Raw genomic sequence first — 25,742 nt, 5'->3', positions numbered from 1 at the left:
GCCGCGCGGCTTGTTGCCGCGTCCGTCCTGCGCAGCGCAATGACCAGCGCGAGCACCGAGTCCCCGGCCGACGCCTTCATCGAACCTTCATGGCGCCGGGGAAGCCTCGCGACCACGCTGGAGTTGTGCGGCTTGATACCCCCTAGGGGTATCGAGGGACGGCGACGTGGCGGCGTCTTCTACGAGGGAGCGGATCGTGAAGCAACTCAGCCCAGCAGTGCTCAATGTGGCAGGACTGCACTGGGCCACCTCCGAGCGCATCGTGGAGCGGACGCTGCTCCGACGTCCCGGGGTCGTCTCCGTCGAGCCCAGCGCCGCGTCGCAGACCGCAACCGTCACGTACGACCCAGACCAGACGACCCTGGCCCAGCTACGCGACTGGGTGAGCGAGTGCGGCTTCCACTGCTCCGGACAGTCCGTGCCCGAGCACCTGTGCCACCCCCTCGCCGAACCGAGGACCGCGATCGCACACGTCGCGCCCGCCGGCGTGGATCGGCACGGCGATCCTGCACACGCGGCGGTGAGCAACCCACTTCACGCAGCACCCTCGCAACGTCACGGCCCGTCGCAGGAGACCGTCATGGCAAGCGCCGTTCCCACAGCAATGCCGACCCAGACGCCCCACCACGCCGCCGAGCATGACGCGGCGCCCACTGCTCACGACGCGATGGGACACGGCGGTCACCACGGGGGCGGGTCCATGGCGGACATGGCCCGCGACATGCGCAACCGCCTCGTCGTGGCGGCGCTGCTGTCCATCGCGATCCTGCTGTGGTCACCCATCGGCCGCGAGGTGCTCGGCTTCGACGCTGCGGCCCCGTTCGGGCTGCGCGACGACGTGTTCTCGCTGCTGCTGTCGATCCCGGTCGTCTTCTACTCGGCGTGGATCTTCTTCGACGGTGCCGCTCGAGCTCTCCGCGCACGCACGCTGGACATGATGGTGCTCGTCGCGGTGGCCGTCGGCGCCGGCTGGCTCTACAGCGTGGTCGTGACCCTAACCGGCGGCGGCGAGGTCTTCTACGAGGCCGCCAGCGTGCTGACCACCTTCGTGCTCCTGGGCCACTGGCTGGAGATGCGGGCGCGCGGTGGCGCCAACGACGCGGTGCGCACACTGCTCGAACTGGCGCCATCCCAGGCCCTGGTGATCCGTGACGGGCACACGGTCGAGGTCCCCACCTCCCAGGTCCAGGTGGGCGACCTGCTCCTCATCCGTCCCGGTGCGAAGGTGCCCACCGACGCGGTCGTCGAGCAAGGCGAGTCAGAGGTCGACGAGTCGATGGTCACGGGCGAGTCGCTACCCGTGGCCAAGGGGCCCGGCGCGAACCTCATCGGCGCGTCCATCAACACCACCGGCGCCCTGCGCGCCCGGGCCACTCGGGTCGGCGCCGACACAGCGCTGGCCCAGATCGTGCAGCTCGTGCAGCAGGCCCAGAACTCCAAGGCGCCCGGCCAGCGCCTGGCGGACCGCGCTGCGTCCTGGCTCGTCTTCGTCGCCCTCGCCGGCGGCGCCGTGACATTCGCGGCCTGGACGCTGGCCGGGGCAGGGCTGGCACAAGCCATGCTGTTCGCCATCACCGTGGTGGTCGTCACCTGCCCCGACGCCCTCGGTCTGGCAACGCCGACGGCCATCATGGTGGGCACGGGCCTGGGTGCTCGTCGAGGTGTCCTGTTCAAGAACGCCACGGCGCTCGAGGCCACCGCGCGCATCGACACGGTGGTCTTGGACAAGACGGGAACCTTGACCAAGGGGGAGCCGGAGGTCACCGACGTGGTCGCGGCCGGCCTGGAGGAACAGGAGATGCTGGCTCTGGCTGCGGCTGTCGAGCGCGAGTCGGAGCACCCGCTGGCACGGGCCGTCGACCGCTACGCCCGGCAGCAGGGGCTGCCCACGCTCGCTGCGACCGACTTCGTCAACAAGCCCGGGCACGGCGCTTCTGCCTCGGTGGGGCACCATCGCGTGCTGGTCGGCAACCGCCGGCTGATGGACAGCGAGCAGATCCGCCTGGGGGAGCTGGACGAGCGACGGGCGGCGCTGTCGGCCTCTGGCCGCACCGTGGTCCTGGTCGCCGTCGACGGTCGCGCCGTCGGCGTCATCGCCCTGGCGGATGCCGTCCGGGAGAGCGCCGGCGCGGCCGTGACATCACTGCACGAGGCCGGTGTCCGGGTCGTCATGCTGACGGGCGACAACGAGGCCACAGCCCGCCGCATCGCGGGCCAACTCGGGATCGATGGGGTCATCGCGGAGGTCCTGCCGCAAGACAAGGCGACGCACGTGGGCCGGCTGCAGCAGATGGGCAGGAAGGTCGCGATGGTGGGTGACGGCGTCAATGACGCCCCGGCTCTCGCGCAGGCGGATGTCGGTATCGCGATCGGCGCCGGAACCGACGTCGCCATCGAGACCGCGGACGTCGTGCTGATGCGGTCGGACCCGCTCGATGTCCCGATCGCCATGCGCATCGGTCGAGCGACCATGCGTAAAGAGCACCAGAACCTGGCCTGGGCCATCGGGTACAACGCGATCGCCCTGCCGATCGCTGCTGGCGTGTTCTTCTCTGCCTGGGGTCTCATGCTGCGGCCGGAGATCGCCGCCCTGTCGATGTCCGGCTCGACCGTCATCGTCACCGTCAACGCGCTGCTGCTCAAGCGGCTGCGACTGCCACGGCAGCAGGACCACCACGCAGGGCCGCCGGCCTGAGAGGGCGCGGCCAGCGCCGACGTCGCACTGCCCTGCCGCCCGTCGGTGTGGGACGTGGCGCGGCCCTGGCGAGTGGCGAGTGGCGAGTGGCGAGGGCGATGATGCTCGCGACGGTGTCGCTGACGCCCGGCGTACACCGGCACACCGGCCCGCCGAGTCGCATCAGCGGTGACCTACCTCGCGGTGCGCCGAGCCGTTTGCGCGGATTCAGGCGCCCGGCAGGGCCAGGGTGAAGGTCGCCCCCCTGCCGGGGCCGGCGCTGGCCGCGGTGATGGTGCCGCCATGCGCTTCCGTCAGGGCCTTGCTGATCGCCAGGCCGATCCCCGACCCACCTCGGCCACGATCGCGTGCGGTGTCCGCACGGTAGAACCGTTCGAAGATGTGCGGCAGGTGCTCGGACGCGATGCCCTCGCCGGTGTCCGCTACTGCCAGCACCACCCGCTCACCCGGACCGCGGTCGGCAGACAGCACGATCGTGCCGCCGGCGCCGGTGTGTCGGATCGCGTTCGCAACGAGGTTGTCCAGCACCTGGGCGATCCGCGTGCGGTCCACCGCAAGCGGCCGCAGCCCGTCCGCGATCTTGACCTCGAGGTCGACGCCCGCGACCGCGGCGCGTTCACCGGCCGCAGCAGCGACGGCGCGAAGCAGGGCGTCAGCAGGTACGGGCTCCAGATCCAGAGTCAGGTCCCCAGCTTCTGCACGGGTGACGGCGGACAGGTCCTGCGCCAGCCGGGTTAGGCGCGCCGCCTGCTCGCGAAGAACGGCGATGGTGGTCTGGTCCAGCGGCTGCAGGCCATCCTCGACGGCCTCCAAGTAGCCCACGATCGTCGCCACCGGGGTCCGCACCTCGTGCGCCACGTCGGCCAGCAGCCGCGCTCGAAGACGGTCGGCCTCGTGCAGCCGGTCAGCCATGGCGTTGAAGGAGCGGGCGAGGTTGTCGAACTCCGCTCCCAGACCCGGGTCCGGGACGCGGGACTCGTACGCACCGGCCCCCACACGTGCTGCGGCCGTGGACACCGCCGCCAGAGACCGGCCGATACGGCGGGTCAGCACCACGCTGACGGCGGCGGCGGCGAGGGCTGCGGCGCCAAGAGCCAGGGCAAAGGAAACGGTGCTGGCGTCACGGAACGCCTGCTCGGCGTGGAGAACAGCAGCGTCATGGTCCTGCAGGCCGGCGCGGAGCATGTGGTCGTGGAACAGTCCTGGCCCCAGGGCGGACGCCACCAACCCCGCGGTGATCGCTGCCGTGGCCAGCACGGTCACCAGGGCTGCGAGAAGGCGAGCGGCAAGTCCGTGCCTGGCCAACGGCGGGCGGCGTGTTGCGGCAGTCGTCATGTGCCGGTTCCGATGCGGTACCCGACGCCGCGCACCGTGCGGACGTAACGCTGGGCATTAGCCGTGTCGCCCAGCTTCTGGCGCACGTGCAGCACGTGGACGTCGACGAGGTGCTCATCTCCGACCCACCCGGCGCCCCATACGGTGTCGATGAGGGCGCGACGGTCGAAGACCCGCCCCGGCTTGGCCGCCATGGCCGCCAACACGTCGAACTCAGTGCGAGTCAGCGGTACCACCCGCCCGGCGCGGTGCACCTCCCGGGCCTCAACGTCGATGCGCAGATCCCCGATCTCCAGGACCTCGCTGGCCGGTGGGACGGCGCTCGCTGCGCGGCGCGGACGTCGCATCAGGGCAGCAACCCGAGCCATGAGCTCGCGCGGACTGAACGGCTTGGTCATGTAGTCATCCGCGCCGACGGACAAGCCGACCAAGGTGTCGACCTCTTCCGTGCGGGCGGTGAGCATCACGACGTAGCAGTCCGAGAACGCGCGCAGCTGCCGGCACACCTCCACCCCATCCAGTCCTGGCAGACCCAGATCGAGCACGACCAGGTCAGGGTCCACCTCGCGGAGCAGATCGACAGCCCTGGCGCCGTCGTGGCACACGGTCGTCGCGTACCCCTCGCGCTCGAGATACCCAGCGACGAGACGCGCCAGCGCCTCCTCGTCGTCGACGACGACAGCGCGGCGGGCGGGGGAGGAGGTCGATACGGTCACAGGGATCATCTTGTCCGTCGCCACTCCCGAGCTACCGCTGCACCGAGCCCGGCTCCAGCCCTTCATCGAACCTTGACCAGACCCGAACGTAGATGCACGGCATACCAGAGACGACGACTCCCTCTGTCGACACTGATCCAATGCGAGGTTGACCACCGCCACCACTCTGGAGCACCGGCCGTTCCCGTCGCCAGTGCACCGCGCACGCGTTAGAGCCAGGCAGTGTCGGTGACACGTACTGTCGGTCCGTGCCCGCCGATCCCACCGCCACGCGCGTGAACCGTGTCCCCGGGCTGACCGCGTGCTCCTTGTGCGCCGGCGAGACCCTTGGTGACAGCGATCCTCTGCCGGGCGGGCAGATGGAGCGGCTACGCCGTCTCACCAGGGAAGACCTTGCCCGGCTGACGTTGGTGGAGTGCCTCGACGAGTGCAACCGCGGCGACGTCGTGGTGGTCAGGCCGGCACCGGGCCGCCGCCGGGCTGGCACCACGCCGGTCTGGTTCGAACGTCTCGCCGGTGACCGCGCGACGGGTGCGCTGGCGACCTGGCTGCGCGAGGGCGGACCAAGCGCAGGACCGCCTCCAGCTCAACTTGCCCATCTGGTGATCAACCGGCCCGGGCCAGGAGACGACGACCAGTCGGCGGTGCGCTCGGCTCAGTCGACCACCACCACCACCTAGTCGTCTCGGCCGTAGTCCCCCGGTGATGGCGGCGCCCTGAGACTTCCGCGCCTCTCGCCTGCTGCGGGCCTAAGGATGAGTATTGGCCAGACGCGGCCGCTGCCTCCTGCGACCTCGGCCTAGCGGCTTCGTCGGACTCGGTCGCCTGCGAGCATGTGGCGCATGATTCACGGGCTCGGCGACGGCGGCCTCACGCGACTCAACGAGCTCGCAGGCGCCTTGGTCCTGGCGGCGATGCTGCCGTCAGCTACAAGGATGGACGGCGCTACCCGGATCCCCTAAGGGATGTGCACATAGGAGCCTTGCCGGCGGCGAGCTTCTCAGCGACGCCGGCTTTGGCCGCTGGATGCCACTTCGACGCCTGCCAGGAAGTTGACCAGTCCGACGGCACGACTGGCACGTGCAGAACGATGTGGTCGTCGACCTCTTTGCGTATCAGTTCGCGGACGTTGGCACTCTAGAAGAACAGGTGGCCTCGGCGAGGGACGCAATGACGACTGTGTAGTTCCCTCCAACGGCGCCCAGCAGGAGCGTCAGCACGCCTCTGACGCACCCATTGCTGGGGCTGGTGTCGGATGCGCGGCAGCCCCTAACATCGTCTCGTGGCGATGCTAACAGGGGTCCGGGCGAGTACGAACGACGTGAGTGGCGAGGTCGAAGCGGCGGCGCTGACGGCTGCAGCCTGCTTGTTCCACGGGTTCTCGGACCCTTCCCGGCTGGTGATCGTCCGGCACCTCGCGCTGGGGGAGCACCGGGTGGTGGACCTCACGGCGCACCTCGAACTGGCGCAGAGCACGGTCTCGAAGCACCTCGCCTGCTTGCGCGATTGCGGCCTGGTCAGCTCTCGACCCCAGGGGCGAGCTTCGTTGTTCTCGTTGAACCACCCCGAGCAGGTCCTGAACCTGCTCGGTGCCGCCGAGGAGTTGTTGGCGGTGACCGGGGACGCGGTCGCGCTGTGCCCTACGTACGGCGCGGCTTCGGTCGAGGGGCGGCAGCGGTGAGCGGACCTGCGTCGTCGCTGACCGCCGTTCAGACCGAAGCCCTCACCCGGCGAGGACTGCGACTGGCGCAGTTCACGGTTGCCTACAACGTCCTGGAGGGCGCTGTCGCGATCACCGTCGGGGTCCTGGCCGGGCTGGTGTCCGTCATCGGCTTCGGTATCGACTCCGGCATCGAGTCGATCGCCGCCGTCCTGGTCGGGTTGCGCCTCGCCGCTCGGCTGCGTCACGGGCACGCCGACGAAGCGAAAGAGCGGCGCGTGCTGCGGGCCGTCGCCGTCACGTTCTTCCTGCTCGCCGGCTACGTCACCGTCGAAGGCATTCGTGCACTCCTCGGCAGCGAGGAGCCGGACACCTCTCCGGTCGCGCTGGTCCTCCTGGCCACCTCCATCGTCGTGATGCCGGTGCTGGCTGCGGCCAAGACCCGTGTCGGGCGCGCGCTCGGCGACAACCTGATCCTGGCCGACGCCGCCGAGACGCGGATCTGCGTGCTGCTGTCGATCTCGACGCTGGCCGGGGTTGGTCTGTACGCGCTGACAGGCGCCGCCTGGCTGGACCCCGTCGCCGGCTTCGTCATCGCCGCCTTCGCCGTCCACGAGGGCAAGGAGGCCTGGGAGGGCGAGCTGGTGGAGGACGACGATGACGACTGACCGTGCAGGCCTGGTCGCCCTGGTGCTCTACGCCATCGGGTGCGCCGCAACCTTCGGCTGGCGCAGCTACGTGCACCGTCGACGGACCGGCAGCGCCGGCTTCCGCGGCATCAGCGGGCCGGCCGGTTCGGCGGGCTGGTGGGGCGGGGTGCTGTTCGTGGTGGCGCTCGTTGCCGGAGCACTCGGTCCCGCTCTGGCTGCGGCAGGAGTGCTGCCCGCTCGTGAGTCGACCACTGTTGTTCGCGTCGTCGTGGGCGCCTTGCTGGCACTGGTGGGCTTCGTCCTGGTGCTGGCAGCGCAGGGCGCGCTGGGGTCGTCTTGGCGGATAGGGGTCGACCTTTCCGAACGGACCGCGTTGGTCACCGACGGGTGGTTCTCGCGGGTGCGCAACCCGGTCTTCAGCGCGATGGTCGTCGCCCTGGCCGGGATCGCGCTGGTGATCCCGACGGTCCTGACCGTCGCGGCGCTGGTGGCCCTCGTACTGGCGGTCCAGCTGCAGGTGCGGTGCGTCGAGGAGCCCTACCTGCGTGCGGTCCACGGTGCGACCTACCTCCGGTACGCCGGCACCGTGGGCCGCTTCGTCCCCGGTCTGGGTCGGTATCCCCGAGCGGGAACTGACTCGGCGACCGCGTCGTTCACAGGAGGAGACGTGCCATGAGCGCCGGACACAACCATGGCGCGGCCGCCACGGCCACCGGTCAGCATCGACGTCGGATGCTCGCCGTGCTCGTCATCACCTTGTCGATCGTCGGGATCCAGGTCGTCGGCGGGCTGGCCTCGGGGTCCCTGGCATTGCTGGCCGATGCCGGGCATATGTTCACCGACGCCAGCGGTGTGGCGATCGCTCTCGTCGCGGCGTCACTGGCGGCGCGCCCGGCCACCACCGCTCGCACCTTCGGATTGATGCGCGCCGAGATCCTGGCTGCGCTGGCCAACGCGGTCCTGCTGGCCGTGCTGGCGATCTGGGTCATCGTGGAGGCGTTGCAGCGGTGGAACGACCCGCCCGAGGTCTCCACCGGGGTGATGCTGCTTGTCGCGGTCGTTGGCGCCGCCGCCAACCTGGTCTCCTTGCTGCTGCTGCGTGGTGGGCAGGGGCAGAGCCTGAACGTGCGCGGCGCCTACTTGGAGGTAATGGGCGATCTGCTCGGCTCCGTGGCGGTGATCATCGCCGGCATCGTCATCGCCACCACCGGCTACGTGCGCGCCGATGCCATCGCCTCCATCGCCATCGGCGTCCTGATCCTGCCGCGGGCGTGGTCTTTGCTGCGCGAGGTGCTGGACGTCCTGCTCGAGGCCACTCCTCGCGGCATTGATCTGGACAGGGTGCGCGAGCACATGAGCGAGGTGCCGGGCGTGCTCGACGTGCACGATCTGCACGCCTGGACCATCACGAGCGGCGTGCCCGCGCTGTCTGCGCACGTGACGGTCGATGCCGAGTGCCTGGCCCAGGACCGCAGCGGACAGGTCCTGGACGCGCTCGGGCAGTGCCTGGGCGAGCACTTCGACACCGCCCACTGCACGTTCCAGCTGGAGCCGGCCGGGCACCGCGACCACGAACCCGCCCCTCACGCATGATCGAGAGCGGGGCACAACGCGCACAGCACGTGGGCGGTTCCCGCAGCGGCGGTCGTTCACCCGCTCCTTGCTCGACGGTCACCTCGTGGTGGCCCGCTCCTCGTTCGGACGGGATGTGATCAGTCTCGGCATTTCGCCGCAGGACGGACACGTCACGAGGAGAGCCATGAGCAAGCGAGTCACCAGCCCGGTGTTGGTCGCGGCCGTCGCAGGGTCGATGGTCATCGGCGGGGCCGGCGCCTGGGCGGCGGTCGGCGGACTGAGCGGGAACGGCGACGCGCGCCGCACCACCACCGCCGACAACACGCAGGAGGTCCGCGCGCAGATCTCCGGCAAGTACGCCAAGAACGTGATCCTGCTCGTCGGCGACGGCATGGGTGACTCCGAGATCACGGTCGCACGCAACTATGCCAAGGGCGCCGCTGGGGAGTTCGCGGGCATCGATGCCCTGCCCTTCACTGGTCAGTACACGACGTACTCCCTGGACCGCGAGACCGGGCTGCCCGACTACGTCCCGGACTCGGCCGCCACCGGCTCGGCCTGGGCCACGGGGACCAAGACCTACAACAACGCCGTCTCCGTGGACCTGGAGGGCCAGCCGCAGCAGACGATCCTGCAGCTCGCGAAGGCGAACGGCCTCAAGACCGGCAACGTCTCGACCTCGGAGATCCAGGACGCCACCCCGGCCGTCCAGGTCTCCCACGTCTCGCTGCGCAGCTGCTACGGCCCCGAGCGCACCTCGACGAACTGCCCGGAGAACGCGCTGGAGAACGGCGGCCTGGGGTCCATCTCCGAGCAGCTGCTCGACACCCGCGCCGACGTCACCTTCGGCGGCGGCGCGACCTCCTTCCAGGAGGTCGCCAAGGCCGGCGACTGGGCCGGCCAGACGCTGTTCGAGCAGGCCGACGCCCGCGGCTACCAGCTGGTCGGCGACCAGACGCAGTTCGAGGCGCTGACCAGCGCTGACGACGACGCCCCCGTCCTCGGTCTGTTCGCCGACGGCAACCTGCCCGTGCGCTGGCAGGGCCCCCTGGCCACCGTCACGGGCGGCGCCGAGGAGCCGGTCACCTGCACCGAGAACCCCGAGTACGGCACCGCGCCCACCCTGGCCGAGATGACGACCAAGGCGATCGACCTGCTCGAGAACGACAAGGGCTTCTTCCTGCAGGTCGAGGGCGCCTCCATCGACAAGCAGGACCACGCCGCCAACCCCTGCGGCCAGATCGGTGAGACGGTCGACCTCGACGAGGCCGTGCAGGTCGCGCTCGAGTACGCCAAGACCGCCGGCGACACCCTCGTCGTCGTCACCGCCGACCACGCCCACTCCAGCCAGATCGTCTACCCGGGCAGCACCACCCCCGGTCTGACGCGCACGCTCCTGACGGCGGACGGTGCGCCCATGACGATCGCCTACGGCACCGCCGAGGAGGGCGACTCCCAGGCCCACACCGGCGCCCAGGTCCGCATCGCCGCCTTCGGCCCCCGCGCGACCAACGTGCTCGGCCTGACCGACCAGACCGACCTGTACTTCACCATGCGCAACGCGCTGCGTCTGCAGCCGGCCAGCTGACGAGAACCCACGTGGCAACAGCCCCGGTCCTCCGCAATGGGGGCCGGGGCTGTCACGTCCGGCACGAAGGTGCGCCGACGCCGAGCAGCCGTGCAACCAGGTCCGCGGTCGGCACGGCGGCCGTGCGCCCGAGACGCGCAGGTGCGCGTCGGGGCCCGGGGATCGTGTGCCCGCCGCGGTGGACCGTGACCAGCACGACCGGCGGCAGCCCGTCCTGGGCGTACGTCAGGTGCTCCACGTGCGTACCCCGGGTCGCCGCCCACCGCCCCTGCTTCGGTGCTGCCAATAGATCCGGTGGAGTGAGGACGGGCGTGGCGAGGATGCCGTTGCGGCGAGCCAGGTAGGCAGCCGTAGCCGGGGCCGACAAAGCGGTGCCGTCGACCTGGAAGACCACTCGCACCCACCACGGCACACGGCCGCCGCCGTAGGGCACGACGCGGTCCGCCGTGCCGTGCAGCAGCAGCACCGGGACCGGTCGGGTCGCAGGGCCGGCGGGTAGCAGGAAGTCCTGCGGCACGGGCATGGTCATGGCCACGACGGCAGCACCGGCGAGCGGGGACTCTCCCTCGTGGAGCAGGCGCAGCGCCATCAGACCGCCGTTGGAGTATCCGACGGCATGCACGCGGCGAGGATCGATGTGGTGCGTGAACGTCAGCAGGTCGACCACGGCGCGCACGAAGGCCACGTCGTCCACATCACGACGACGTGCCGGGAACCGGTTGTGACGCCGCGCGTCGTTCCAGTTCCCCCGGTAGCCGTCGAGGTAGGCGAGGACCGCGCCGTCGCGGGTGGCGAGTACCTCGAGCGCCGCCCCCGTGACGCGACGCAGACCGGAGCCGCTCTGGCCCGACCCGTGCAGGGCGAGCACCAGGTCTCGCCCCGGCGGTCCCTCGCGCGACCCGACGACGACCAGCGTCCGATTGAGGGACCCGACGCGGATCCCGACGCGGTCCGCCGCGTCGGACGTCCGCCGCGCGTGCGTCACGCCGGTTGGTCCGCGGGCACGTCCGCCTCGGCGCGAGGGGCGGGAACCGCCGTGGACATCGTTCCCGCTCGTGGTGCCCAGGCCCGCCGGCGTGCCTGAGCCGAGGCCGAGTGCCACAGCTGGCGAGCCGCCTCGGCGTCGATGGTGCGCAGCCCCGCGGACATGCCACCGACCCCGCCGCCGATGAGGGTCGCGACGTCGAGCATCGTCTTGGGGAAGGCCGGCCCTGGCCGGGCGGCGACGTGACGCTCCTCCCACCGCGGGTGAAAGCACTCCTTGAAGTGCCGCACGCCGCGAAAGTTGTAAAAGGCGTCGCCATGAGCAAAGACGCGCCTGCCGATGCGATCCCACACCGGTGCCGTCGCGTCGGTGCGCAGCCCCGACAGCGGCGCCATGCCGAGGCTGAAGGTCGAGTACCCGCGCTCCTTCGCCCAGAGCATGACCTCCAGGAACAGGTAGTTCATGACGTTGGGCACCTCCGTGCGCACCTGGCGCATGAGATCGATCGCAACCTCGCCCTCACCGTGCCCCACCCACAACGTGGCGAAGGCGATGACCCGGCCCTCGCGCCGCACAACGGCTAGGGGGAACCGCATCACGTAGTCGTCCTCGAACGGGCCGAGCGAGAACCGCTTCTCCGACGCGCGGCGTCCGGCCAGCCACTGGTTGGAGACGGCTCGCAGCTCGGGCAGCAGGGGGCGGACGGCCTCGGGCGCAAGGATCTGGACGCTGCACCCGGCGCGCTCGTTGATGCTGCGCCAGCGCCGCATCTTCACGCGGTCGCGGCCCGCCAGGCCGAATGACCGCAGGTCGATGAGGGCTTCCTCGCCGAGCTTGCTCAGGCCGAGGCCGAGCTCGCGGTAAAGGGGAGCCAAGGAGTCGCCGACGGCGTACAGCACCGGTCGCCCGTCGTGCCTCTCGGCCTGCTGGACGAAGGCGGTCAACAGCTCCTGGAACTGGGTGGGGTCGCCGACGGGGTCGCCCATGGTGACCCAGCTGCGGCCCTGCACCTGGTACATGAGGAACGCGTCGCCCCTGGCGCTGAACAGCAGACGCTTGTCACCGGTGAAGGCCAGGTGAGCGGAAGCTTTGCCGAAGCGGGCGATGACGTCCTCGGCGCGGGCTAGGTCGTCAGGGCCACCCGTGGCAGGGCCGGGCACCACGGGGGCGAGCAGACGCGCGCCCGCCACGAGGACACCGGCAAGCCCGACGGCCGCGGCGAGGCGGACGGACACGGGATGCGCGCCGTCGAGGACGATCGCAAACCCCGAGCCCTCGTCCTGGGTCGAGGAGGTGTGCCAGGCGAACCAGGACATCGCTGTCGCGGCGGCACCCGTGGCCACGGCGGACCAGGTCCAGCCTCGCGAGTGGGTGAAGACGTGGCTGCGCCGATCGAAGACCCGGGCCGCCGCCGCCAAAGCGCCGAGCAGGCCCAGCGACACCAGGCCCGTGATCGGGGCCTGCAGGACCAGGCACAGGGCGGTCATCAGCACAAGCACCAGCAGGGTGCCTAGCCACGCCTCCCGCAGGCGTCGACGCAGACCCAGGGCGAGCAGCACAAGACCCACCCCGAGCAGGCCAACCCCCGGCCGCGGAACGGTCAGCCGGTGCGCCAGGCCGGCGAGGTCACCGGTCACCACAAGGACCGCACCCGCACCTGCCACCGCGACGGCGAGGACTCTCGGCGCCCAGACACACAGGTGCTGCGCGAGGTCGACCCGCGGGCGTCGGGAGCGCCCGGCGTGTCCGCGCCGTGCCTCGAGGACGGCGAGCACGGCGGCGCCCAGCAGCAGCGGCACCGCGTAGTAGATGAGCCGGAAGGCCACCAGTGCCGGCGCCAGGACAAGCGGGTCCACAGACGTTGCCAGCAGGACGAGCAGGACGGCTTCGAAGACGCCGACACCGCCCGGCACGCTGCTGAGCAAACCCAGGAGCGTGGCGATGGCGAAGGCGGCGGCGAAGGGGAGGAACGGGACCTGCGAGCCGACCGGCAGCAAGAACCACAGTGCCGCCGCCATGGTCGCGATCTCGAGCGTCGAGAGCAGCACCTGGGCCACGGCGAGCGGGCGCGCCGGCCGGTTGATCCGCACGTCCTGCCAGCGCAGGGGTCGCCCGCCGCGGCGTGCCCACGCCACGTAGCCGATGAGGGCCACCGTCAGCGAGGCGCCGCCGGCGCCGACCAGCGACGGGCTCACGCGGAGCGCTTCCCCGACCCGTCCGGGTGCGGAGATCATGCCGAGGGCGGACAGCGCTGCTAAGCCCAGCGCCAGGGTCACCGCGTTGAACCCCACGAGGCGGGCGATCACGGCGGCAGGGACCTGCCACGCGGCGTAGACGCGGGCACGCAGCACGGCACCGACGACCGCCGATGCTCCCGTCGAGTTGGCGACGGCGGTGGCCACGAACGAGGCCGCCGCGTACCGCCGGTACCGCAGCGGGTGCTCGACGTACCGCAGCGCAAGGGCGTCGTATCCGGTCATCGCGACGTACGAGACCACCGTCGCCACGGTAGCCAGCACCAGGGCTGGGGCGCCGATCGCTGCGACGTCGCTGGGCAGCTGCGACCACCGGTACCCCTCGAGAGTGCGATCCAGCTGCAGGAGGGCTACCCCGAGCACGCCGACCACCACGACCGGACCCAGTCCCCGACGTAGCCGGTGCCCACGAGGCCCACGTGCTGCATGCGGCCCCTGCAGGACGGCAGGAGTCAGGGGCGCGGTGGTCGTCTCCATAGCACCGGACAGATCGTCAGCCGTCCCACCGAGGTGAAGGATCGGTCGGCAAGGGCTGGCGGCGACCCCCTACCTGCCAGGGGTGGCGAGGGCAGCGCGTAGGAGGCGCTCGACGTCGTGGCCCAGGTGGATGTCCTCGCCGCGCGCCAGTCCCGCGGCAGTGACGAGCGTGCCCGTGCTGGCCGGATGCGGGCCGGCGCGCAGCCACAGTCGTCGCCGGGGGGCGAACAGAGAGATGCCCAATCCGGCGAAGGCCGACAGTGCGAAGGTCAGGACCCATCCCAGGGCCGGGTCGTGCCGCAAGTCGAAGGCGGCGAAGCGCGGGAGGTCCTCGAACGTCAGGGTGCCTTGCCCGTCCGGCAGGTCGACGCTGTCCCCGGGTCGCAGGTACAGGGTCACCGGTCGGCCCTGCCCGTCCAGGATCTGCCGCATCCGGGACTCGTCCAGCTGGTACACGTTCTGCGGGACACCGGTGTCCAGGCCGAGGTTCCCCGTCCACACCGACAGCACCAGGAGCGGGTCGAGAGGCTCGGGGCGGACCGAGCGCCACAGCTGGGGTCCGTACTGCTCGGCCGTCGGCAGCAGGTAGCCCACCAGGCCCAACTGCTCCTGCTCGGCGGAGACGTCCGGGACCTTGATAACCCCGCGCGAGGTGTAGACGGCGTCTTGGGGCAGGAACGGCACTGATCCGGAGAAGGCCACCTCGCCCGAGGCGTCCCGGACGGTGACCTGCGGGGCGTACCCGTTGCCCATGAGATAGACGGTGGCACCACCGGCCTTGATGGGGTTGTTCACCGTGATCGACGTGGCCTGGGGCGCCTGCCCCGGCTCCGTCACCGTGACGTCGGCGCGGAAGAAGCGCGACTGCAGCGTCTCCTCGTCGAAGCGGGATTCGAACCGGTCCAGACGCAGCGTGAAGGGCACGAGGCTGTCGGACGCGAACGCCGTGCCCTGCTCGAAGGTGTCGTAGTTGACCACGGCGTTGGCGAACCCGCGGCCCTGGATCACGAGCTCCTGGCCGCGGTAGTGCAGCATCTGACCGGTGGCGACCGCGACCAGCAGCCCCACCAGTGACAGGTGGAACAGCAGGTTGCCGCTCTCGCGCAGGTAGCCGCGCTCGGCGCTGACCGACCAGGTTCCGGCGCCCTCGTCGAGCACCTGGACGCGGTGACGAGGCACAAAGCGCAGGAGAGGCCATCCGGCGCGCAGATCGGCGTGCGCTCGGGCCACGACGTCCTGCGGCGAGGCCGCGGTCCTGGCGCGACCGTGGGCCGGGAAGCGGTCGAAGCGGCGCGGGGTGCGCGGAGGCCGGGCGCGCAGCGCCGTCAGGTGAGCGCGTGAGCGCGGCACGATGCAGCCGACCAGCGATGTGCTGAGCAGCAGGTAGATCGCCGAGAACCAGACCGAGGAGTACACGTCGAAGAACCCCAGACGGTCCAACCACGGGCCAGTGGTGGGGTGCTCGTCGACATACTCCACGACCGCGACGGGATCCTGGGCGTTCTGCGGGAAGATCGTCCCGGGTACGGCCGCCACCGCCAGCAGCATCAGCAGCAGCAGGGCCGTACGCATGCTCGTCAGCTGGCGCCAGGCCCACCGGCCCCAGCCCAGCCAGCTCAGCTGGGGCAGCTGCGGCCGCCCGTCCGGGCGCTGCTCGCGCTCATCCGTCGCGGCGACCAAGGGCGCACTGGAGGTCGCGGCGTTGCCGAGCGCCGGCGACGCCACTTCCTCGGGCGCCAGTGCGTCCTGGAGGCCCTCCGGTCGGTACGGACGTGTCGCCATCTCCGCTGTCGTCCCTCGAGGTCAGCTCTGCTGCGGGACTGACGCGGACGCCGTAGGCGCCGGTGAAGGCGTCGCTGCAGCGCGGCGCAGCTCCTCGGCCCAGTCCAGCCCGGCCCGCACGCCCCACCCCAGTCCCAGCAGCACCGCCACGCCCAGGATCACCACAGTGCGCAAAAGGTGGTCTCCACCAGCCCTGGTCTGGGACGGCAGGCGCTTCACGACCCGCCGTGTTCCTGCAGCAGGGTGCGCAGCACGTCCAACTCGGCGTTCTGCGACGTCAGGATCCGCTGTGCCAGCGTCCGTACCGGCGTCGTCTCGGCGCGCTCGGCGGCCGCCGTCGCCATCGCCACCCCCGCTTCGTGGTGGGGGATCATCAGCTGCAGGTACGCACGGTCGGCCTCCTCCTTGGCGGCCAGCGTCAGGCGCTGCAGATCCTCCGCACTCGCCATCCCCGGCATCGGGGCGGTCTCGGTCGCCCCGCTGTGGTCCATGCCGCCCGTGCCGCCCATGCCGGCCATTCCTGGCACGGCCTCGCTGGTCATCCACGCCATCGGAGCAGCTGACGACGTCTGGGGCAGCCCCCACTGGACGAGCCAGCCGTACATCTGTCCCGCCTGCTGCTGCTGGGTGAGCAGGACATCGGTGGCCAGGGTGCGCACCTCTGGGTCCCCGGACCGCTCCAGGAGCAGCAGCGACATCTGCACGGCCTGGCTGTGGTGCTGCTGCATGTCTCGGGAGAAGCCGACGTCCACGGACCGGTCGGCCGGCGAGGAGGAGAGGCCGCCGCGAGCGACCCACAGACCGGCCATCGCACCGAGCAGCAGCACGAACAGCAGGGTCCAGGTCACGGCCACGACTTGTAGCGGCCGCCAGCGCCTTCGGCGAGGCTCGTCCTTGAGAGGAGTGGTGCCCTCCTCCGGGGGCGAGAGGGTGTCGCTCATGCCGGGGTGACACCGCCGGTGCAGGGAGCGCCGGGCTCAGGAGTCTGCTCGCCCTGCTGGTACTTCTGCACGAACAGCTCGACCCGCTCGTCCGTGGCCTCGGCCACGGCCAGCTGCACCCCCCAGGCGCTGAGCACCACGGGATCGCTCAGATCCGGGTCTGGGCTCATCAGCGTGTAGGGCTGGTCGCTGACGGTGTCCTGCAGCGCCAGGAGCTGCTCCTCCGGCAGGTCAGGCCGATAGCTGATCCAGACGGCTCCGTGCTCGAGGGCGTGCACGGTCTCCTCGGCCGGCAACGGGCTCTGGTAGACACCGCAGTTGGTCCAGGTCCCCGCGTGGTCACCGCCGACCGGGGGGTCCTGCTCGTAGGACACGGTGCCGCTGACGTGATCCTGGGACAGCCCCTCGTACTCCCGCACACCCTCGATGGGCGCTCCCGCGGCCGCTTCCAGCTGGCTCTGGCTCTGCGCCTCCCGGGCGATCACCCAACCGGCCCCGCCGACCAGCAGAAGGCCCAGGCCGGTCACCGCGGCGATGATGCCGCGCTCGCGCCGCTTCGCCGCGCGCTCTTGCGCCGCACGCATCGCCGCGACCTGTGCTGCCCGTTGCTTGGCCGACTGCCGAATGACCATGGTTCCTTCCACCTGTCGAGTGCGCTCGCGCCCCTAACGAACCGGGTCGCGGCACAGTTCCCCGGCGATGCCATCGCCACTGCGAGCATCTTCGACGGCGATGGGCGGCGTCAGAGGCCGAGGTACGGCGCTGGGTCGGTGGTGGTGCCGTTGCGGTACACCTCCAGGTGCAGGTGGCAGGCACCGGACAACCCGGTGTTGCCGGAGTACCCGATCAGCTGGCCCGCACGGACCTGCTGGCCTGCGCTGACCACGGAGCGGGTCAGGTGGTTGGAGCTGGTCATGAGTGAGGCCCCGGCGACCTGCCCGTAGTCGAGCATGACCTGGTTGCCGAAGCCGTCGCGCCAGGCCGACCAGCGCACCGTGGCGTCCGCCGGGGCGTACAGCGGGGTGTTGCAGTAGGTGCGTAGATCGATGCCCGCGTGCAGCCGGGTGTAGCCCAGGATCGGGTGCAACCGCATGCCGTACCGGGACGTGACGTAGATCGGGTTGATGGAGGTCGGGTTCACGAATCGGGCACCGGAACCGGGGCTCGCAGCAGCGGCAGGCGGCGCAGGAGGCGCAGGCGCCGGCGCTCCTTGCGCTGCGGCTGCCGCGGCGGCAGCGGCAGCAGCCGCGGCAGCGGCCGCCTGCTGCTCGGCGATGATCGCCGCCAGCTCACCTTCGACGGCCGCGCGCTGCTGCTCGGCGACCTGGGCCTCAGCCTCGGCCTGAGCGCGCAGCCCGGTCAGGGTCTGCTCCCGAGCGGTCTGCTCAGCGATGAGCCGCTCGATCTCCGCCTGCCGCTCGGCGGCGACGTCACGGGCCCGGGCGGCCTCGGCAGCGCGGGCGTCGGCCTCGGCCTTGAGGTCGGCCAGCGTGGCGGTGACTGCCTCGAGGCGAGCCTGGGCGTTTCGGCTGGCCGCCTGCAGCTCGGTCAGCTCGGTCAACATGCGTGCCGTGCTGGAGGTGCTGGTCGTGACTGCTCGCGACTGTTCGAGGAAGTCCTCCAGATCGCCCGCGTCGACGACCGCGGCAAGCAGGGGGTCCGAGGGCCCGGACCGGTACATCGAGCGAGCCAGCTCAGCGATCTGATCGCGCGCCTGGCTCTCCTGGCTGCGGGAGGCCGCGATTGTCTCGGTCAGTGCGCTGCGCTGGTCTTGCGCGCTTCTGAGCCGGTCGGCCAGCATCAGCGCCTGGCGGTCCGCGGCGTCGGCCTGGGCCTGAGCCTGGGCGAGCTCGGCTCGCGCAGCCGGCAGTCGAAGCTGGGTCTGCTGCAGCTGCAGGACCGCCTGAGCAAGCTCAGAGCTGAGACCCTCGACCGAGGCCTGCAACTGCTCGACCTGCCCGGCGGCCGCCTCGGCTCGCTGCTGCGCGGCCGCACGACGCTCGTCCAGGTCGTCAGCGACTGCGGGCGCCGGGCCAGCCGGTGCGGCGAGCGTCGCGCAGAGGAGCAGGGAGGTGCACCACGCCACAGCGCGGGCCCTGCCCAGACGTGCCCACGGCGAGCGGCAGGGCTCAGGCATGGCCGGGATGCTAAGCCAGCTACCTTCGAGACGGGCTTGGGACACGGCCGAGCCGGGGCGGGAAGGGGCACCTGATGCTGGGGGAGTTCGACGGGGCCGCGGTCCTGCCGCAACAGGCACCTTCGTTGGCCGCGTACCTGTCGTGGACCTCTCCGCAGCCGGTGCCAGTGCTACCGGCGCTCGGGCTGCTGCTAGTAGTGGCGTACCTGGCCGGTGCAGTGCGGATGTGGCGCGCCGGGCGGCGCTGGCCGGCGCGTGAGAGCGCCCTGTTCTTCCTCGGGTGTCTGGTGCTGATCATCGTGACCGGGGCCGACATCGAGGGTTACGGCTTGGAGATGTTCTCGGTCTTCATGTTCCAGCAGCTGACGCTGATGATCGCCGTCCCGATGCTTCTGGTGCTGGGACGGCCGGGGACGTTGCTGCTCAAGGCCACCCCCACGCAAGGGCGGGGACGGTGGATGCGGGCTGCGGCCCTGCGGGCGTTGCGCTCGTCGGCGGCTCGAGCCGCCGTGCATCCGGCCGTCATGGTGCCCTTGTTCCTGGCTCTGTTCTACGGGGTGTACCTCAGCAGCACCGGCAGCTGGTTGCTGCAGCGCTGGGAGGGGCACCTGGCCCTGGAGGTCATGTTCTTGATCTCGGGGCTGCTGTTCACCGCTCCCGTGCTGTCCACCGACCCGCTGCCACGCCGGCAGGGGCATGGAGCGCGCCTGGCAGACATGGCCGTGGAGATGCCCCTGCACGCCTTTTTCGGGGTGCTCATCATGATGGCCCCGCAGCCCATGGTGGCTGCTTTCGCTCATCCTCCGACGGCCTGGGGGGTCGAGGTTCTCGACGACCAACGGCTCGCCGGTGGCCTTGCGTGGTCGTACGGGGAGCTGCCGAACCTCATCGTGGTGCTGGTGCTGGCCGCGCGCTGGCACCGGGACGAGGAACGCCGCAACCGCGTGAACGACCGCCGCACCGACGACCCTGAACTCGAGGAGTACAACGCCTACCTGCGGTCGCTGGCCGACCGCACTCAAGCGCCCGGTCCGCTGCGCTCAGGCCCTGCCAACGTGTCGGCTCCGACGGACTCAGACCCGAGGCGCTGACGCACCAACAGCCCCGTTGTCCCCGATAGCCGCGATAGCCGCGATGCGTTTAGGACATGAACGGGCGCACACCGACGGCCGGGCGTCGCCCGACGCACAGACAGGGCGCTTCGCTCCCGCGTCGCGACCCAGGGCGCTGAGCGGTGGATGCCTCACGACCTCCTCGAAGGAGCCGAAAGGAGGGAGAGCAGACCGTAGGGGTGTTCGACTCCAGGAAGCGTCAGGGACGGGACCAAGTGCCAGAGCAGCAGCGCGTGATCGGTGACTCCAGCAAGAAGATCGGCAACTCCCGGCCCGCGCCCACGGCGTCGGCGGACCCGGCAGAGGGCGCTGCCCCGACCCGTAAGGGTCGCGGCAAGAAGCTGCTCATCATGATCGCGGTCGCGGTGCTCGCCGGCGCCGGCGCCGGCTACTGGTTGTTCCTGCGCCCGGCTCCGGCCGAGCCCACAGCCGAGGAGGCGGAGATCGCTGCTGAGGAGGCCGCCGCCGCTGAGCTGGGCGCCGTCCAGCCGGTCGAACCGATCAGCATCAATCTCGCCGACGGGCACTATCTGCGCCTGGGTCTTGGCCTGCAGCTGACGATCGCAGTCGTCGAGGACGTGGATGTCTCCAAGGCCGTCGACAGAGCGATTGCCTTGTTCTCCATGCGCCCGGTGGAGGAGGTCGGCTCTGCCGAGGGCCGCGAGGCGCTCAAGGCCGAGCTGGCCACCCAGTTGGAAGAGGCCTACGAAGGCGAGATCGTCGACGTGTACTTCACGACGTACGTGACCCAGTAAGAGCACGGACACCACGTCGGTCCCCGACGGTCGGACACGGGCCAACCGGCGGCGACGAGCCTCAGCGAGCACTGACAGCGGCTGCGAGATAGCTGGGCCGATCGACGAGACTGGTAGCGCCACGTCGTCGGGTGCCGTCTGCGGCTCGAGGGGCCACGGGGATCAGAGCCTGATCGCCGCTATCATCCCACGGTGGCGATGACGACGACGGACCCTCGTGCCGCCTTCAGCCGTCCGGGCACCTCCGGCGCGAGGACGGCTCACGGTGAGCCGTCGGCGGCCGTCCATCCTGGTCGGCGCTCGGGCCATGCCGCCCTTGCCGGTGCGGTCCTCGCCCTCGCGCTCGGCGCCTGCACCGCGTCCTCGCCCGACGACGGGCGCACGGCAACCGGTGCGCAGGCGGGGTACATCTCAGGTGACGGGTCCGTGGCGACGTGGGAGCCCGACGGCCGAGGCGACCCCGTCCGCCTGCAGGGACAGGACTTCGCGGGCAACCCCGTGGACACCGGCCCATGGGTGGGAGACGTCGTCGTGGTCAACACCTGGTACGCCGCCTGTCCGCCCTGCCGGGTGGAAGCCCCGGACCTTGCGGCAGCGGCAACGGACTACGCCGCCGACGGCGTCCGCTTCCTCGGTATCAACGGCACCGACGACGCCGGCGCCGCGCAGCCCTTCGAGCGCACCTTCGACATCCCTTACCCGAGCATCGCCGACACCGACGGCACCGCGATCGCCGCCCTACAGGGGCGGGTACCGGTCGAAGCCGTGCCGACGACGGTCGTGCTGGATCGCCAGGGACGGGTGAGCGGACGCATCCTGGGGGTGGCGGACCCGACGATCCTGCGCGACCTGATCGACGACGTCCTGGACGAGCCCGCATGACGTCCAGCTTCTGGGACGGCCTTGCCAACGCCTTCCAGACCACGGCGTTCGCAGGACCCATGCTGCTCGCGGTACCGGTGGCGGTCGTGGCGGGTCTCGTCTCCTTCGCCTCACCGTGCGTCATCCCGCTGCTGCCCGGCTACTTCGCGTTCATCTCGGGTATGACCGGCGCCCACACAGGCCCTCGCGCCAAGACGATGCTGCTGGCCGGGGTCGCTCTCTTCGTGCTCGGCTTCTCCGCCGTGTTCGTCCTCCTCGGGGTTGCGTTCGGATCCCTCGGCCTCGCGCTGCGACCTTGGCAAGACGTGATCACACCTGTGCTGGGGATCGCGGTGGTGATCATGGGTCTGTCGTTTTTGGGCTGGATCCCCAGCTTGCAGCGGGAGCGTCGCTTCCACGTCGTCGCGCGGGGCCGAGGGCTGTGGGGAGCACCCGTGCTCGGCATCGCGTTCGGGCTGGGATGGGCACCGTGCATCGGGCCCACCCTGGCGACCGTTCTCTCGCTGTCGCTGGACCAGGCCAGCGCGCCGCGCGGTGCCGTGCTGGCCGCTGCCTACGCCACCGGTCTAGGGATCCCCTTCCTGCTGATCGCGCTACTCGCGCACCGGTCAACCGCGGCCGTCACGTTCCTTCGCGTCCACCGGGTCGCCGTCATGCGCCTGGGCGGAGCGCTACTCGTACTGATCGGCCTCGCCCTGGTCACCGGCATGTGGGGTCGATGGACGCAGAGTCTGCAGTCCCTCATCGGCGGCTTCGTGACGGTCATATGAGCCGAGCGATCCGGCATGTCAGCCCCCGAGAGCACGGCGGCGGTAGCTCGCCCACGCCGTGCCATCCCGTACACGAACGGTCGTGCTGTGACGTCTGAACGCTCCTCGGCGGGCCCCGCACCCTTGCAATCACCAGCACGCCGGCCGGCAGGCGCTGCCCTAGTAGCAGTCGCTGCGGCCATCAGCCTCCTTGTCGTCGGGGCGGCCGTGGCGGCGTCCGGCGGGGCTCGTCCGCCTGCACTGGGTGATCCGGGCGCGCTGACGCGATGGGGACTGCCGCTGGTCTCGACTCTGACCAACTTGGCAGCAGCAACCACCCTGGGGCCGCTCGTGCTGGCCTGCACCGTGCTGCCCCTGCTACCTGCACCAGCCGCGCCTCGAACCTCGTCCCAGCCGCCAGCCGCGTCAGACGTCCGCGGTGCGGCCATGCCCCGTGTGCTGAACATCGCCGCGGTCGCGGCTGCCGCATGGACGGTCCTGGCCCTGGCGAGGCTGATCCTGGCGTGCGCCAGCGTCAGTGGACAACCGCCGGCTACGGCAGGATTCGGCTCCCAGCTGCAGCTTTACGCCACCCAGGTCGAACTGGGGCGCACTCAGCTCTCCGTGGTCATCCTGGTCTCCCTCGTCAGCGTCCTGGTGCTGCTGGTTCGCACGCCTGCAGGAGCAGCGGTACTGGCAGCGGTGGCCGTCGTCGCCCTGTGGCAGGAGTCGCAGACCGGACACGCCGCCGGCGCCGCCAACCACGAGCTCGCCACCTCCTCCATGGTCATGCATCAGGTCGCGGCAGCCATCTGGGTCGGTGGGCTGCTGGCGCTACCCCTGCTACGTGCGCATCTGGGCGGCGACCTGGCGCCCGTCGTCGCCCGCTACTCGACGATCGCCGGCTGGTGTCTGCCCGCCGTTGCAGTCTCAGGCGTCGTCAACGGCGCCCTGCGCACCGGCTGGGGAGGGCTGACCACCGAATGGGGCGCGCTTCTCATCGCCAAGGCGCTCCTGCTGCTGTTCCTGGGCGTTCTAGGGCTCATGCACCGACGTCGCGTTGTGCGTCACCTCGCCGACGGTGCACCGGGCCGAGGGCTGCTGTGGCGGCTCGTGAGCGTCGAGCTCATGGTCATGGGAGCCGTCTCTGGTGTGGCCGTCGCGTTGTCCTCCACACCACCGCCGGAGCAGGAGAGCGCTTCGGAGAGCCTCACGCCGGCCGAGATCCTGACCGGCTCACCGCTGCCGCCCGAGCCCACCGCGATGAGTTGGCTCAGCGAGTGGCGGTGGGACCTGCTGACGGCTGCCGCTGCGACGGTCGGAGCAGTGATGTACGTCCGGTGGGTCCGACGACTGCACCGACGTGGAGACCGCTGGCCCGTGCTGCGAACGGTGTCGTTCCTGGCGGCGATGGCCGTCTTCGTCTGGGCCACCTCTGGTGGACCAGCCACCTACGGCCGGGTCCTCTTCAGCGCTCACATGCTGGCCCACATGGTGCTGGTCATGGTCGTGCCGATCCTGGTCGCCCTGTCCGCACCGGTCACGCTCGCGCTGCGAGCCCTTCCCTCTCGCGCCAGTACACACCGGGCGGACCGTTCCCGTGGGCCGCGTGAATGGCTACTGGTCATGGTGCACAGCCGGCTCGGTCGCGTCCTTGCTCACCCCCTGTTCGCTGCGGTCAACTTCTCAGGGTCGATGGTGCTCTTCTACTACACCGACGCCTTCGGTTGGGCGCTACGCAGTCACGTCGGACACCTGGCGATGGTGCTGCACTTCTCCGTCGCAGGATATCTGTTCGTCAATGCGATGATCGGCCTGGATCCGGGCCCGACGCGGCTGGGATATCCGCAGAGACTCCTCCTGCTGTTCGTCACGATGGCCTTCCATGCATTCTTCGGCGTCTCGCTCCTGCAGTCCACCGCGCTGCTCCAAGCGGACTGGTTCGGTGCGATGGGACGACCGTGGGGACCATCAGCGATAGAAGACCAACAAGCTGGCGCGGCCATCACCTGGGGCATCGGGGAGCTCCCGACCCTGGCTTTGGCCGTCGGCCTGGTCTACGGCTGGGCACGCGACGACGACCGCGCCGCCCGTCGCCGTGACCGCCACGTCGAACGCGACGGGGACCTGGAGCTTGAGGAGTACAACCGCATGCTCGCCGAGCTGCCACGTACAGCAGCTGAAGCGCCGGCAGAGACTGACGGCGCACCGCCGGCGCAAGGCAGGGCGTCTCGGCAAGCGCCGTGACGTCATCTCGATTATCGGCTCACACGGGGCATAACTTGCAAGGCCATGGGGTCTTGGTGATGAGCATCAACCGAGAGCGTGAAGGATCTACGATCGGCGCGCGCACGTACGACACAGCACTTCGCGCACATGCTCCTCTCGCGGAGACTCCGATCGAGCGGGGCGAAGCGACAACCCCGGCACGGTGCCGACGGTGCGAGGACTGCTTCAAGAGCCGGGAAGCGGCGGCAGCGACGGCAGCGCCTGGGCCAGCCAGGGTGCGACGACGAACGCGGTGGGCAGCACGAGGACGGCCACCGCCAGGCCCAGGACGGCCGCGCGCAGAGCACGCTCGGCCGTGGCCGGTCGCTGCAGCCGCCCGACCCGGCGGCGGCGGTCGCCCTGGGGGGTGCGGACCTGGCGGCGGGCCGCGCGCCCGGCAGGGCCCAGGTCCTGCGCACCCAGGTCACCGTCGGTGCTCATCGCGGCCAGCGCTGAGGCCAGTGGCGCCGGGCCGCAGCGGGCCCGGGCTGCGTCGTCGGCCACCATCTCCAGCAGCAGGGCCACCGACTCCAGCGGGATACGGCTGCGCAGCGACCTCGGGACGGCCTGGTACGCAGCGGTGAAGGACTCCAGCACGAGGTCGTGGCGCGCCCGCAGGTGCGCCTGCTCGTGAGCCAGGACCGCCTGGACCTGCTCGGCCGACAGCGCCTGCAGCGCGGCGCCGCTAAGGACGACGCGCGGTGCCCGCCCGGGCAGGCAGTAGGCCAGCGGCAGGGGACCGTCGAGCACCCGCAGCGGTGCGCCGCCCGGATGCTGCAGACCATCCGTCTCGGCGCGGCCCAGCAGGTCCACCAGGTTCGCGTGCCGCGCCCGCCGCCGTCGTGAGCGCAGCAGCACCCCGGCGGTGGACCACACGAGCCGGGTGACGATGAGGCCGGCGACGGCCAGGGCGCCTACGAGCACCCACGCCTCGACGTCGGGCCCGGTGTCCAGTGCCCGCACGAGCTCCTCGGGGGCCACGAGCACGACCCCGACCGCCGAGAGCACCGACGCCAGGGTCACGGCTTGCCACAGCACGACGGCCGGCCCGGGCGCTCGATCGGTCCACCGGGCCCGGGCGAGCATCTCGGGCACCAGCAGGGACAGCGCCAGCCCGAGCCCACCGAGCAGCAGCGTCGTCACGGGGGCGGAGGAGAGGTCAGGCAGGGGCCGCGGGCGG

General features: G+C 70.8%; 21 protein-coding genes. 12 read left to right on the top strand and 9 right to left on the bottom strand.

The annotated features are described in order from the left end of the window. Positions 1-196: 196 nt before the first annotated feature. On the top strand, positions 197-2,695 hold the full coding sequence (locus BM048_RS10785) for a heavy metal translocating P-type ATPase (protein WP_203708730.1): 2,499 nt from the start codon (positions 197-199) through the stop codon (positions 2,693-2,695). A 207-nt stretch (positions 2,696-2,902) separates the two neighbouring features. Here the strand turns inward: BM048_RS10785 and BM048_RS10780 are convergent, their stop codons facing one another. Both BM048_RS10780 and BM048_RS10775 read right to left on the bottom strand, forming a co-directional pair. Then, positions 2,903-3,958, bottom strand: a complete 1,056-nt coding sequence (locus BM048_RS10780; RefSeq protein WP_308439479.1) for a sensor histidine kinase — start codon at positions 3,956-3,958, stop codon at positions 2,903-2,905. 68 nt (positions 3,959-4,026) lie between these two features. Beyond that, positions 4,027-4,755 carry a response regulator transcription factor gene (locus BM048_RS10775; protein WP_090033212.1) on the bottom strand — a complete coding sequence of 243 codons (729 nt, stop codon included), beginning with the start codon at positions 4,753-4,755 and terminating at the stop codon, positions 4,027-4,029. 239 nt (positions 4,756-4,994) lie between these two features. On the opposite strand from BM048_RS10775, the gene BM048_RS10770 reads away from it, so the two are divergent. The 6 genes from BM048_RS10770 to phoA all read left to right on the top strand — a co-directional run bounded on the left by BM048_RS10770 (position 4,995) and on the right by phoA (position 10,219). Beyond that, entirely contained in the window at positions 4,995-5,426 is a 432-nt protein-coding gene (locus BM048_RS10770; RefSeq protein ID WP_175499498.1) for a thioredoxin domain-containing protein, read from the top strand. A 641-nt stretch (positions 5,427-6,067) separates the two neighbouring features. Next, positions 6,068-6,427, top strand: coding sequence for an ArsR/SmtB family transcription factor (locus BM048_RS10765; protein WP_373308393.1), 360 nt, complete (start codon positions 6,068-6,070; stop codon positions 6,425-6,427). Then, positions 6,424-7,074: a cation diffusion facilitator family transporter gene (locus BM048_RS10760; RefSeq protein WP_090033051.1), complete on the top strand. Its 651-nt coding sequence runs from the start codon at positions 6,424-6,426 to the stop codon at positions 7,072-7,074. The genes BM048_RS10765 and BM048_RS10760 overlap by 4 nt, the downstream gene beginning before the upstream one ends. Next, complete coding sequence (locus tag BM048_RS10755) at positions 7,064-7,732, top strand: methyltransferase family protein (RefSeq protein WP_090033049.1); 669 nt, start codon at positions 7,064-7,066, stop codon at positions 7,730-7,732. Before BM048_RS10760 ends, BM048_RS10755 begins: the two co-directional genes overlap by 11 nt. After that, positions 7,729-8,649: a cation diffusion facilitator family transporter gene (locus BM048_RS10750; RefSeq protein ID WP_090033048.1), complete on the top strand. Its 921-nt coding sequence runs from the start codon at positions 7,729-7,731 to the stop codon at positions 8,647-8,649. Before BM048_RS10755 ends, BM048_RS10750 begins: the two co-directional genes overlap by 4 nt. 166 nt (positions 8,650-8,815) lie before the next feature. After that, positions 8,816-10,219: an alkaline phosphatase gene (gene phoA, locus BM048_RS10745; RefSeq protein WP_239078665.1), complete on the top strand. Its 1,404-nt coding sequence runs from the start codon at positions 8,816-8,818 to the stop codon at positions 10,217-10,219. A 52-nt stretch (positions 10,220-10,271) separates the two neighbouring features. Here phoA and BM048_RS10740 read toward each other — a convergent pair whose 3' ends face one another. The 6 genes from BM048_RS10740 to BM048_RS10710 all read right to left on the bottom strand — a co-directional run bounded on the left by BM048_RS10740 (position 10,272) and on the right by BM048_RS10710 (position 18,796). Continuing rightward, positions 10,272-11,204, bottom strand: a complete 933-nt coding sequence (locus BM048_RS10740; RefSeq protein ID WP_175499496.1) for a CE1 family esterase — start codon at positions 11,202-11,204, stop codon at positions 10,272-10,274. Beyond that, positions 11,201-13,936, bottom strand: coding sequence for a bifunctional lysylphosphatidylglycerol flippase/synthetase MprF (gene mprF / locus BM048_RS10735; protein ID WP_090033045.1), 2,736 nt, complete (start codon positions 13,934-13,936; stop codon positions 11,201-11,203). The genes BM048_RS10740 and mprF overlap by 4 nt, the downstream gene beginning before the upstream one ends. 69 nt (positions 13,937-14,005) lie before the next feature. After that, positions 14,006-15,718, bottom strand: coding sequence for a cytochrome c biogenesis protein ResB (gene resB, locus BM048_RS10730; RefSeq protein WP_090033044.1), 1,713 nt, complete (start codon positions 15,716-15,718; stop codon positions 14,006-14,008). 215 nt (positions 15,719-15,933) lie between these two features. Further along, a complete protein-coding gene (locus tag BM048_RS10720; RefSeq protein WP_239078664.1) occupies positions 15,934-16,659 on the bottom strand; it encodes a DUF305 domain-containing protein in 726 nt (241 codons plus the stop codon). Next, on the bottom strand, positions 16,656-17,303 hold the full coding sequence (locus BM048_RS10715) for a thioredoxin-like domain-containing protein (protein WP_239078663.1): 648 nt from the start codon (positions 17,301-17,303) through the stop codon (positions 16,656-16,658). The genes BM048_RS10720 and BM048_RS10715 overlap by 4 nt, the downstream gene beginning before the upstream one ends. 98 nt (positions 17,304-17,401) lie before the next feature. After that, positions 17,402-18,796 (bottom strand): M23 family metallopeptidase, encoded by a 1,395-nt coding sequence (locus BM048_RS10710; protein ID WP_139224421.1) that lies wholly within the window; start codon positions 18,794-18,796, stop codon positions 17,402-17,404. 74 nt (positions 18,797-18,870) lie between these two features. Here BM048_RS10710 and BM048_RS10705 point away from each other — a divergent pair, with 74 nt between their 5' ends. From BM048_RS10705 to BM048_RS10685, 5 genes are all read left to right on the top strand, one after another. After that, positions 18,871-19,887: a cytochrome c oxidase assembly protein gene (locus BM048_RS10705; protein ID WP_090033037.1), complete on the top strand. Its 1,017-nt coding sequence runs from the start codon at positions 18,871-18,873 to the stop codon at positions 19,885-19,887. A 254-nt stretch (positions 19,888-20,141) separates the two neighbouring features. Beyond that, complete coding sequence (locus tag BM048_RS10700; protein ID WP_239078662.1) at positions 20,142-20,663, top strand: flagellar basal body-associated FliL family protein; 522 nt, start codon at positions 20,142-20,144, stop codon at positions 20,661-20,663. A gap of 426 nt (positions 20,664-21,089) precedes the next feature. Next, positions 21,090-21,545 carry a TlpA family protein disulfide reductase gene (locus tag BM048_RS10695; RefSeq protein ID WP_308439478.1) on the top strand — a complete coding sequence of 152 codons (456 nt, stop codon included), beginning with the start codon at positions 21,090-21,092 and terminating at the stop codon, positions 21,543-21,545. Further along, positions 21,542-22,315: a cytochrome c biogenesis CcdA family protein gene (locus tag BM048_RS10690; RefSeq protein WP_090033035.1), complete on the top strand. Its 774-nt coding sequence runs from the start codon at positions 21,542-21,544 to the stop codon at positions 22,313-22,315. Before BM048_RS10695 ends, BM048_RS10690 begins: the two co-directional genes overlap by 4 nt. 426 nt (positions 22,316-22,741) lie before the next feature. Further along, a complete protein-coding gene (locus BM048_RS10685) occupies positions 22,742-24,541 on the top strand; it encodes a bifunctional copper resistance protein CopD/cytochrome c oxidase assembly protein (protein ID WP_239078661.1) in 1,800 nt (599 codons plus the stop codon). A gap of 207 nt (positions 24,542-24,748) precedes the next feature. On the opposite strand, the gene BM048_RS10680 is transcribed toward BM048_RS10685, so the two are convergent. Further along, complete coding sequence (locus BM048_RS10680) at positions 24,749-25,705, bottom strand: M56 family metallopeptidase (protein WP_175499494.1); 957 nt, start codon at positions 25,703-25,705, stop codon at positions 24,749-24,751. Between the last annotated feature and the right edge of the window lie 37 nt (positions 25,706-25,742).

Source organism: Cellulomonas marina, assembly GCF_900111925.1.
Taxonomy (GTDB): Bacteria; Actinomycetota; Actinomycetes; order Actinomycetales; family Cellulomonadaceae; genus Cellulomonas; species Cellulomonas marina.
Note: the sequence above shows the minus strand (reverse complement) of the source record. Positions and strands in the feature narration are given on the sequence as shown.